Here is a 10,700-nt window from a genome sequence, read left to right as displayed (position 1 = left end):
AGCGGCAGGACCTCAGGAAACAGGTAATATGGCACACGAAATCAAAGTCCCGGTACTCGGCGAATCCGTCACCGAAGGCACCATCGGCGAATGGCTGAAGCAGCCGGGCGACCGGGTGGAAGTGGATGAACCCATCGCCAGCCTCGAAACGGACAAGGTCGCCATCGAAGTCCCCTCCCCCGTGGCGGGCGTGATCGGCGAACTCAAAGCCGCCGTGGGCGACACCGTTGAAGTCGGCGCCGTGATCGCGACTGTCGAGGAAGGCGGCGCGGCGGCCAGCCCTGCTGCATCCGCAGCATCGACCCCACCAGCTCCCGCTCCCGCAGCAAGCGAAGAAAAAGCTCCTGATTCCGCTGCGCCCTCCGACGCTGCCCAGACGCTGTCCCCGGCCGTGCGCCGCGCGGTGCTGGAACACGGAATTGACCCCTCCGCGGTCAAGGGCACTGGCAAGGATGGCCGCCTGACCAAGGAAGATGTTCTCGCTGCGGCGAAAGCGAAGGGTGATGAACCCGCCGCGCCCGCCCCGGCGCCAAGTACCGCGCCGGCCCCCTCGTCGTCCGGTGCATCGTCGGGCGAACGCAAGGTCGAACGCGTCAAGATGACACGGATGCGCCAGACCATCGCGAAGCGCCTAAAGAGCGCGCAGGACACCGCCGCACTGCTGACGACATTCAACGATGTCGACATGACCGCGGTGATCGAAGCGCGCGAAAAGTACAAGGAACTGTTCGCCAAGAAGCACGACATCAAGCTCGGCTTCATGGGCTTCTTCGCCAAGGCCGCGACATTGGCATTGAAGGATGTTCCCTCCGTCAATGCGCAGATCGACGGCGAAGAGATCGTCTACCACGATTACGTCGATATCTCCGTCGCGGTCAGCGCGCCCGGCGGGCTGGTCGTCCCGGTCGTCCGCGATGTCGACCGGAAGGGCTTTGCCCAGATCGAGAAAGACATCGCCGATTTCGGCAAGCGCGCGAAGGACGGTTCGCTGACCATGGCCGACATGACCGGCGGCACCTTCACCATCTCCAACGGCGGCGTGTTCGGGTCGCTGATGTCGACCCCTATCATCAACCCGCCGCAGAGCGCCGTGCTCGGCCTGCACCGGATCGAAGACCGCGTTGTGGTGGTGGACGGCGAGATGGTGATCCGCCCGATGATGTATATCGCTCTGTCCTATGACCACCGCCTGATCGACGGTCGTGAAGCGGTTACCGCGCTGAAAATAATAAAGGATGCAATCGAAGATCCCACGCGGATGCTGATTGATCTGTGAGGAATTAGACATGGCTGACCAAACCTACGATTACGATGTCCTTGTCATTGGCGCGGGCCCCGGCGGCTATGTCGCGGCGATCCGTGCGGCGCAGCTGGGTTTGAAGACCGCCTGCGTGGAAAGCCGCGAGACGCTGGGCGGGACCTGCCTCAACGTCGGCTGCATCCCGTCCAAGGCGTTGCTCCACGCTTCCGAATTGCTCGACGAAGCGCAGAACGGTCACATGGCGACGTGGGGTATCACCGCCAACGCGACGCTCGATCTGGGCGTGATGATGGCGGAGAAGGTCAAGGCAGTCGGCGAACTTACCGGCGGGATCGAATTCCTGTTCAAGAAGAACAAGGTCACGTGGATCAAGGGCCGCGCGGCGTTCCAGGATGCCCACACCGTCAAGGTCGGTGACGACACCATCACCGCCAAGGATATCGTGATCGCCACCGGTTCCAGCGTTACGCCGCTTCCCGGCGTCGAGGTCGACAACGCAGCGGGCCAGATCGTCGATTCAACCGGCGCGCTCGAATTGTCCGAAGTGCCCGAACATCTGGTGGTGATCGGCGGCGGTGTAATCGGGCTGGAACTGGGATCGGTCTGGCGGCGGCTCGGCGCGAAGGTCACCGTAGTGGAGTTCCTCGACATGCTGCTGCCCGGAATGGACACCGATGTCCGCAAGGAAGCGGGCAAGATCTTCAAGAAGCAGGGCATGGATATCCGGTTGAAAAGCAAGGTCACCGGGGCAACCGTCAACGGCAAGAAGGTCTCGCTGACGGTCGAACCTGCCGCTGGCGGCGATGCGGAAACGATCGAGGCCAGCCATGTGCTGGTGTCGATCGGGCGGCGTCCCAACGTCGACGGGCTGAACCTCGAGGCGATCGGTCTGGAGCTCAACAAGCGCGGTCAGATCGATACCGAACATGATTTCCGCACCAAGGTGGACGGCGTCTGGGCGATCGGCGACGTGATTCCCGGGCCGATGCTGGCCCACAAGGCCGAGGACGAAGGCATTGCCGTGGCGGAAAACATCGCGGGACAGACCGGCATCGTGAACCACGCGGTAATCCCCGGCGTAGTCTATACCATGCCCGAATTCGCCGACGTCGGCATGACCGAGGAAGAAGCGAAGGAAGCCGGGCACCAGGTCAAGGTCGGCAAATTCCCGATGATGGCCAACAGCCGCGCCAAGGCCAACCGCGACACGGACGGTTTCGTGAAAGTCATTGCCGACGCCGAAACGGACCGAGTGCTTGGCGTCCATATTGTCGCCAGCCTGGCGGGGACGATGATTGCCGAAGCCGCGCTTGCGATGGAATTCGGCGCGACATCGGAAGATATCGCCTACACCTGCCATGCGCATCCGACGCATGCCGAAGCGCTAAAAGAAGCCGCGATGGCGGTTCAGGGCAAACCGATTCACATGTAAAGAGGGCGGCAGGCGGAGGGGCACGGCATGGCGCGACAGAAATGGATGACCCGCTTTGCCCGCTGGCATATCTGGCTGGGTTGGCTTGTCGGCGTGCCGATCGTGATGTGGATGGCCACCGGCCTGGTCATGGTCGCGCGTCCGATCGAGGAAGTTCGCGGCAATCATCTGCGGATCGAACAGCCGCAGCAGGCCCTGCCTCCGGACACCGCGATCGCGGTTACACTGCCCGATATTCCGTCACGTCCGGTGAAGGCCGTGAGTACCGCGATGCAATCCGGCCAGGCAGTAACCACCATCGAATATCTCGACGGGTCGCTCGAACGTTTCGGCAGGAGCGGCGCACGGCTGCCACCGCTTAACGAAATCGAAGCCCGGGTGATTTCCGCGGAACAGATAGTCGGCGGGGACAAAATTGAGTCGATCACCGCCTTCAAGGCCAACGACGTACCGTTCGATTTCCGCCGTCCGTTAGCCGTGTGGCAGGTCGAACTGGAAAGTGGTGACCGCGTTTATATCGGGCGTGAGACCGGTCAGATCGAAGCTGTCCGTACCCGTTGGTGGCGCGTGTTCGACTTCATGTGGGGGCTGCACATCATGGACCTGGAAACGCGGGAGGATACCTCGCACCCCGTCCTGATCCTGTTTGCGGCGCTTGGCTTGACGGGTGCGCTTCTCGGCACCGTCCTGATGTTCCGTCGGCGCAAAACCAGGCCGACCTCGTGACCGCTGCGGTGGTTCCGACGGTCCTGCCACCGATCCTCGACCTGGCAGGCACCGCAGTTTTTGCGCTGACCGGTGCACTGCTGGCGGCACGGCTGCGGCAAACTTTCGTGACGATGGCGTTCTTTGCCCTCATCACCGGCGTCGGCGGCGGATCGCTGCGCGACATGCTGATCGGCACGCCCGCGTTCTGGACGCATAACCCGTGGGTCGCCCCGGTGATCTTCGCGACCGCACTGATCGCTTGGTTCACGCCGCGCCGATGGTGGGAGGGGGAGCTACTCGAATGGGCCGACGCCGCCGGCCTCGCCGCTTTCGCTGTGCTTGGCACTGCCAAAGCGATGGCGTTCGGCGTGGCGCCGATCCCCGCAATGGTGATGGGGGTAATAACCGGCTGCGCAGGCGGGGTAATCCGGGACGTGATTGCGGGAGAACCGTCGATCATCATGCGGCCGGAGCTGTATGTCACCGCTGCGGCGCTGGCCGCCGCGGTCACCGTCCTTGGTTCGGCGCTGGCGCTGCCCGATGCACTGGTGTGGAGCGCGGCATGGCTGGCCGGCTTCGTCCTGCGCGGGGCGGCAATCCGTTGGAAACTCGCCCTGCCCGCTTATGACGACGCGTCAGGCGAACAGGGCGGAGATAATGATACGGGCGGCAACCCCAGGGGTTAGTCGCCGTAACGGTCATCCGGGGCACCGGAATATTCCGGGTAATCCTGGTAGTTTTCACCGGGCACCGGACCGCCGGGATAGGCAGGCGCCTGTCCAGCGGCGGAATCTGACTGCGCGGGTTCACTGCGCGAATAATCCGCCGTCGGCGCACCCGTACCAGCATTGCCCCACGCCGCGGCGTAGCGATCATCGCTCCACTGGCGGTCGTCCGGCTGGGTGTAGCTACCCTGAAACCCGCCGGCGCTGCCATAGCTGACATCGTCGATCCGTCCGTCCTGTCCAATCTGGCAGGTAAACCCGTTGCCATCGAACAGCAGCCCCGACACACGCCAGCCACTGCCAGAGCGTTCGACGGAATCGACCGAGCTTACGCGGGCGTCACTTTCGATTTCGCGCACGCACATGTCGGCGGCGTTATCGATGCCGCGCGCGGCGCCTGAACCGGAATTATAACCGCTGCGAACGGGATACGGCGCGGGGTAACGCGGTTCCTTCGGCTTCGAAACCGCGCTGGCGACAGCCGCGATCGCGCCGATGACCAGCAAGCCGCCAATTACGTCGCCCGCGTCTACATTGTCGCGGTGGCCGCGGTAACGGCCCCGGTACCGGTCCCTATACCGATCGCGGTTGACCGTGACACTGCCGGCTTCCCAGGCGTTGTTGGCCGGGGACGCGGCATGCGGCGTACGAACCTGGATATCGGCTGCAGCTGCAGGCGTTGCAGCCAGCGACAAGGCAGCAATCAGCCCTGCGGAAGACGACAAAAGGGAAATGCGCTTCATGTTAAGGTCCCCATCTATTGCTTGCGGCATATGCGGCCCAGGCTTTCCTAAGCCTGAACCGCACAGCCCCTGTTAAGCTCGTGAATTATGCGTCTTAGCGCAGACCGCGGACGCCGCTGTAATCCAGTCCGACAACCCGACCCCGCGAGATATCGCAGGTGAAGCTGCCGCTATCGGCCCGGCGGCCGCGGTCGTAGCGGTCATACCGGTCGCCATAGCCACGCTGGCCCTGGACATCGATCCGGCCCTTCACGCGCCAGCCGTAACGCTTGTCATCCACGTCACGGATGTCGGTCACGTTGGCGAAGCGGTAACCGGCGCGCTGGGCGTTGAGTTCGGCCACGCGTACACATTGTTCCACTGCCGCGCGCGGGTTGCCGCGACCGTAATAGTCGTTGTAACCGCCGCGATTGTCGCGCGCGTTGTAACGGTATCCGTCGTTGTAATTCCGGTCGTAACCGCGATCCTTGCTCGCAGCCGAGGCGATCGCGGCGATCCCGCCGATAATCACGGCACCGGCAATGATCTCGCCTGCGCTGATGCCATCGTCCCGGTCACGGGCGAAGGCGGGTGCTGCAGAGGTCATCGCCATTGCGCCAGCGGCGACGGTTCCGACGAGTGTTTTCGAGATGTTATTCATGGGTCGTTCCTCGCTTGGCGCCAGGGCGGAAGTGCTCCGGCGTCAAACAGGGTTTAGACGATTCGCGATTTTGCCAGCCTGAATTAGGCTGACAGCAGGCGTTCATAAAAGTAGCACCTTTTGTGAACGCCTGCGTTTGCGGGATCAGTCGCCCTTCGCTGGCGGTACTTCCAGTCCGGTCCATCGCGCAAGGAAGCTGAGGACATCCGCCCCTTCCTCGATGACCTTGTCGGTTGGCTTGCCGGAGCCATGGCCGGCGCGCGTTTCGATCCGGATCAGGTGCGGCTTGTCACCTGCATCGGCAGCCTGAAGGGCGGCAGTGTACTTGAAGCTGTGTCCCGGAACCACGCGGTCATCGGTATCGGCCGTAGTCACCAGCACCGGCGGATATTCCACGCCGCTGCGGATGTTGTGATAAGGCGAATAGGTAAGCAGGGTTTCAAAATCCTCCTGCTTCGAAGGATAACCGTAATCGTCCACCCAGTAACGGCCCGCTGTCCAGCGGTCGAACCGGAGCATGTCCATCACGCCCACTGCGGCCTGCGCGGCATCGACCAGGTCGGGCCGCTGGTTGGTCACCGCACCGACCAGCAGGCCGCCGTTGGAGCCGCCGCGAATGGCCAGCCCGTCCGACGTGGTGATGCCTTGAGCCTTCAAATACTCGCCCGCCGCGATAAAATCGTCGAACACGTTCTGCTTGTTCGCAAGACGGCCGCCGTCATGCCATTCCTTGCCATATTCGCCCCCGCCGCGAATGTTGGCCACGGCATAGACGCCGCCGGCCTCCAGCCACGCCATTGCGGTCGCGGAAAAGCCCGGGGTTAGCGAGATGTCGAACCCGCCGTAGCCGTAAAGCATCGTCGGCGCGGCGGTGCCCGTAGCCGCCAGTTCGGCCTTGCGCACGATGAACATCGGTACGCGCGTGCCATCCTTCGAAGTATAGAACTGTTGTTCGACCGCATATTTTTCGGGGTCGAATGTCAGTTCGGGAGAAGCGAATTCGGTTTTCTCGCCAGTCTCGATGTTCAGCCGGTAAATGGCCCCGGGCTGGTTGAAGCTGGTGAAGGTGTAGAAGGTTTCCGGATCACCGTATTCGCCGCCGAAGCCACCCGCCGTTCCCAGCGCGCCCAGTTCGATGTCCGACTGGGGCGTCCCGTCGAGCGCGAACACCGCCGCGCGGGTGGTTGCGTCCTTCAGATAGGTCAGTACCAGTTTCTCGCCGACGATAGACGCGCCGTCGATCGGTTGTTCGGTTTCAGGCACCACCACCTTCCACTCGGCATCCGGCGTGTCGAGATCGATCGACACCAGCTTATAGCGCGGTGCATCTTCGTTGGTAACGAAATACATAGTGCCGTCGACCGAGCCGATCGGCCGCCAGGCATTCTTGAAACCGGGCACCAGCAACCGCGGCTGCCAGCCCTCGGCTTCGCGTGCTGCGAGGTCGATGACGTTGATCTCGTCTTTGGAATCGGTGCCGAAGGAACTGCTGATCACGGCCCAGCGGCCATCGTCGGTCACCCCTGCGCCATTGCCACGCTTCGGCTCGTCCGGGGTAGCGAAAACCAGCTGGTCCTCGCTCTGCGGAGTGCCGATCTTGTGGTAATAGACCGCCTGGTTGTAATTGAGGGCCTGGAAATCCTGGCCTTCCTGCGGTTCGGGGAAGCGCGAATACAGGAAGCCTTCCTCGCCTACCCAGGCGAGGCCGGTGAATTTCGCCCATTTGATTTCATCGCCGAGTTGTTCGCCAGTATCGACGTCCAGTACCCGAAGGATCCGCCAGTCCGTGCCGCCATCCTGAACACTGTAGAGCAGGTATTTGCCGTCCGGCGACGGGGTCCAATCGGACAACGCCGTCGCGCCGTCCTTTGCCCATGCGTTCGGATCCAGCAGCAGGCGGCGTTCGCTGTCGAGGCTGTCCTGAACATACAGCGGTGACTGATTCTGAAGCCCGGAATTACGGGTGTAGAAATAGCGCGAGCCCGCCTTCCGCGGGATGCCGAAGCGTTCGTAATCGAGCAATGCGCCCAATTTCTGCTTGAACCACGCATTGCCCGGAAGCGTTTCCAGATACGCATCCGTTACCAGGTTCTGCGCCGCGACCCATTCGGCCACTTCGGGATCGTTACGCACATCGTTCTCGAGCCAGCGGTAGGGGTCGGCCACTTCCTTGCCGAAAATCGTCTCGACAATGCCATCGCTGCGGGTTTGGGGGTACATCGGCGGCGAGACTTCCTGGGCGGCGAGGGTTGCGGGAAATGCGGTGCCGAGCGGCATCGCGAGCAGACAGGCAGCGCCTGCGAGTAGGCGAGAACGGATCATCTGGTACTCCGGGGGAAATTGCGACTGTTTCCGTTGTAACCAGATGACCGGGCTTTGCAATGCTGCGTCCGGCTACCTTGGCGCAACGAAAAGGGGCCGGAAGTTTCCTTCCGGCCCCACTCGGTGATCCTGTCGGAAAACGCGGATCAGGCGTTTTCGTATTCTTCTTCATCACGGTTCATGACCGGACCGCTGTCCTTGCCGCGCGCTTCCACGTCGCGGTCGACAAATTCGATGATCGCCATCTGCGAGGCATCGCCGGCACGGATACCGGCCCTGATGATCCGCAGGTAACCGCCTTCGCGGTTGGCATAGCGTGCGCCGAGAGTGTCGAACAGCTTCTTGACCTGTACATCGTCGTTCATGCGAGCTGCCGCGAGACGCCGATTGCTGAGACCGCCGCGCTTGGCCAGTGTGACCAGCTTTTCGACATAGGGACGCAGTTCCTTGGCTTTCGGCAAGGTGGTCTGGATCTGCTCATGCTTGACCAGCGCATCCGCCATGTTGCGGAAAAGGGCCTTGCGGTGGCCGGATTTGCGGCTGAGCTTACGCTGTGAAATACCGTGACGCATGATGGTTTACTCCGTTCGATGAGGGCCCGTATGAGGTAGCCCAAAGCTGGCGGCGCTTAAGGTGCGCCGCCGTAACCTGTTCAGCCGAGCAGTTCCTGTTCGAGCTTCTTGGCCATTTCCTCGATATTCTCAGGCGGCCATCCAGGGATGTCCATGCCCAGTCGAAGACCCATGCTCGACAGCACTTCCTTGATTTCATTCAAGGACTTGCGGCCGAAATTCGGGGTCCGAAGCATTTCGGCTTCGGTCTTCTGGACCAGATCGCCGATGTAGATGATGTTGTCGTTCTTGAGGCAGTTCGCCGAACGGACCGACAATTCGAGTTCGTCGACCTTCTTGAGCAGATAACGGTTGAGCTGGTTCGCATCGGATTCTTCCGGTGCGGCCGCCATGCCGATCATCTGGCCTTGCGGCTGCGGAATGCCATCTTCGAAGTGGACGAACAGCGTCAACTGGTCCTGGAGGATGCGCGCGGCATAGGCCACTGCGTCTTCCGGGGTGATCGTACCGTCGGTTTCGACCGTCAGGTTTAGCTTGTCGTAATCCAGTTCCTGGCCGACGCGGGCGTTGTCGACCTTGTAGCTGACCTGGCGCACCGGCGAATAGAGCGAGTCGACCGGGATCAACCCGATCGGCGCATCCACCGGACGGTTGGCGACCGCTGGCACATAGCCGCTGCCGGTATCGGCAGTCAGTTCCATGTTGAAGCTGGCACCATCATCGAGATGGCAGATCACCAGATCCTTGTTCATCACTTCGATGTCGCCGGAAACGGCAATATCGCCGGCCTTGACCGTAGCGGGACCGGTTGCGGACAGCTGCAAGCGCTTGGGGCCTTCGCCTTCCATCTTCAGGGCGATCTGCTTCACATTGAGCACGATGTCGGTCACGTCTTCGCGCACGCCGGCGAGGCTGCTGAATTCATGCAGCACGTTCTCGATCTTGATCGAGGTGATCGCGGCACCTTGCAGCGAGGAGAGCAGCACGCGGCGCAGGGCGTTGCCAAGCGTGAGGCCGTAGCCGCGTTCAAGCGGTTCAGCGACAAAAGTGGTCTTGCGCTTGCCTTCGCCACCATCCTTGATTTCAAGGCTGTTGGGTTTCTTGAGTTCCTGCCAGTTCTTGGTGTTGACGGACATGGATTTCCCCTGGAGTTCGGTTCGGGCGGGATCGGTGCGGTGACGGTCTGGTCAAACCCGCGGCCGATCCGTGAAAACACGGCGGCCTGTGATTTACTCACCGGCCGCCGAGAAGGCGGATTAGACGCGGCGCCGCTTGGACGGGCGAACCCCGTTGTGCGGAATCGGCGTTACGTCACGGATCGATGTGATCGTGAAGCCAACGGCCTGCAGTGCCCGCAGCGCGCTTTCGCGGCCCGAGCCAGGGCCCTTGACTTCAACTTCGAGGGTCCGCACGCCGTGCTCGGCGGCTTTCTTGCCGGCATCATCCGCAGCCACCTGGGCGGCATACGGTGTGGACTTGCGGCTGCCCTTGAAGCCCATCGCGCCTGCACTGGACCAGCTGATAGCATTGCCCTGTGCGTCGGTGATGGTGATCATGGTGTTGTTGAAGCTGGCGTTTACGTGCGCAACGCCGCTGGAAATGTTTTTCCGCTCGCGGCGCCTGATGCGCTGTGGTTCGCGTGCCATGGTATCGTTATCCTGTTCTTGTAAGAAGGTGAGGTAAGGTAGCGCCGGACTGGCGGCTGCTTACTTCTTCTTGCCCGCGATAGCCTTTGCCTTGCCCTTGCGGGTCCGGGCATTGGTGTGGGTGCGCTGTCCGCGGACCGGAAGGCCCTTGCGGTGACGCAGCCCGCGGTATGACGCCAGATCCATCAGGCGCTTGATGTTCATCGCAGTCGTGCGACGAAGATCGCCTTCGACGGGATGTTCCGCATCGATGGTTTCGCGAATCTGAAGGATTTCCGCATCCGAAAGGTCCTGAACGCGGCGGGCATGGTCGATGCCCAGTTTGTCCGCAATCTGGACCGCCGTGGTGCGGCCGATACCGTGAATGTAGGTTAGCGCGATAATCACGCGCTTGTTGGTGGGGATATTTACCCCGGCAATACGAGCCACTTACTTCTCCATGCTCCACAGGGAAACGCGCAAATCCGTGAAACGGAAGGGTGCGTCCCTATCTCATCGCTACAAAATCATTCGAATTACAAAGCATTGAAACGGCAAAAGCCCGGTTGGCGTGCTCAATGGCTAGCGCCTGCCGGACGATTCTCGCCTTCGGATACCGTAATCCTCGAATGAGGACCGCGCTTAAGATGATTCTCGCAGCGCGTCAACCGG

The 10,700-nt window shown here is 61.9% G+C and carries 11 protein-coding genes; 4 read left to right on the top strand and 7 right to left on the bottom strand.

Going from position 1 to position 10,700, the window contains the following annotated elements:
- Positions 1-28 precede the first annotated feature (28 nt).
- Genes odhB through GRI65_RS02420 form a run of 4 tightly spaced genes read left to right on the top strand, consistent with a single transcriptional unit; the run spans position 29 to position 4,087 of the window.
- Entirely contained in the window at positions 29-1,276 is a 1,248-nt protein-coding gene (odhB, locus tag GRI65_RS02435; protein ID WP_160754931.1) for a 2-oxoglutarate dehydrogenase complex dihydrolipoyllysine-residue succinyltransferase, read from the top strand.
- Positions 1,277-1,286: 10 nt separating this feature from the next.
- Positions 1,287-2,693 (top strand): dihydrolipoyl dehydrogenase, encoded by a 1,407-nt coding sequence (gene lpdA / locus GRI65_RS02430; protein ID WP_160754930.1) that lies wholly within the window; start codon positions 1,287-1,289, stop codon positions 2,691-2,693.
- Between the two features lie 27 nt (positions 2,694-2,720).
- Positions 2,721-3,419, top strand: a complete 699-nt coding sequence (locus tag GRI65_RS02425) for a PepSY domain-containing protein (RefSeq protein ID WP_160754929.1) — start codon at positions 2,721-2,723, stop codon at positions 3,417-3,419.
- Positions 3,416-4,087: a trimeric intracellular cation channel family protein gene (locus GRI65_RS02420; protein ID WP_332872580.1), complete on the top strand. Its 672-nt coding sequence runs from the start codon at positions 3,416-3,418 to the stop codon at positions 4,085-4,087. The genes GRI65_RS02425 and GRI65_RS02420 overlap by 4 nt, the downstream gene beginning before the upstream one ends.
- Here the strand turns inward: GRI65_RS02420 and GRI65_RS02415 are convergent.
- The 7 genes from GRI65_RS02415 to rpsM all read right to left on the bottom strand — a co-directional run bounded on the left by GRI65_RS02415 (position 4,084) and on the right by rpsM (position 10,478).
- Positions 4,084-4,869: a hypothetical protein gene (locus GRI65_RS02415; RefSeq protein WP_160754928.1), complete on the bottom strand. Its 786-nt coding sequence runs from the start codon at positions 4,867-4,869 to the stop codon at positions 4,084-4,086. The two genes, GRI65_RS02420 and GRI65_RS02415, sit on opposite strands and share 4 nt — an antisense overlap.
- A 94-nt stretch (positions 4,870-4,963) precedes the next feature.
- A complete protein-coding gene (locus tag GRI65_RS02410) occupies positions 4,964-5,509 on the bottom strand; it encodes a hypothetical protein (RefSeq protein ID WP_160754927.1) in 546 nt (181 codons plus the stop codon).
- Positions 5,510-5,653: 144 nt separating this feature from the next.
- The gene (locus tag GRI65_RS02405) at positions 5,654-7,831 is read right to left on the bottom strand and encodes a prolyl oligopeptidase family serine peptidase (RefSeq protein ID WP_160754926.1); all 2,178 of its coding nucleotides are present in this window, start codon (positions 7,829-7,831) and stop codon (positions 5,654-5,656) included.
- A 146-nt stretch (positions 7,832-7,977) separates the two neighbouring features.
- The gene (gene rplQ / locus GRI65_RS02400) at positions 7,978-8,403 is read right to left on the bottom strand and encodes a 50S ribosomal protein L17 (RefSeq protein WP_160754925.1); all 426 of its coding nucleotides are present in this window, start codon (positions 8,401-8,403) and stop codon (positions 7,978-7,980) included.
- 80 nt (positions 8,404-8,483) lie between these two features.
- Positions 8,484-9,539, bottom strand: a complete 1,056-nt coding sequence (locus GRI65_RS02395) for a DNA-directed RNA polymerase subunit alpha (RefSeq protein WP_160754924.1) — start codon at positions 9,537-9,539, stop codon at positions 8,484-8,486.
- Positions 9,540-9,659: 120 nt separating this feature from the next.
- Positions 9,660-10,049, bottom strand: a complete 390-nt coding sequence (rpsK, locus tag GRI65_RS02390; RefSeq protein WP_127611065.1) for a 30S ribosomal protein S11 — start codon at positions 10,047-10,049, stop codon at positions 9,660-9,662.
- 60 nt (positions 10,050-10,109) lie between these two features.
- A complete protein-coding gene (rpsM, locus tag GRI65_RS02385) occupies positions 10,110-10,478 on the bottom strand; it encodes a 30S ribosomal protein S13 (RefSeq protein ID WP_160754923.1) in 369 nt (122 codons plus the stop codon).
- Between the last annotated feature and the right edge of the window lie 222 nt (positions 10,479-10,700).

Source organism: Allopontixanthobacter sediminis, from assembly GCF_009828115.1.
GTDB lineage: Bacteria > Pseudomonadota > Alphaproteobacteria > Sphingomonadales > Sphingomonadaceae > Allopontixanthobacter > Allopontixanthobacter sediminis.
This window is presented reverse-complemented; position numbering and strand designations above follow the sequence as displayed.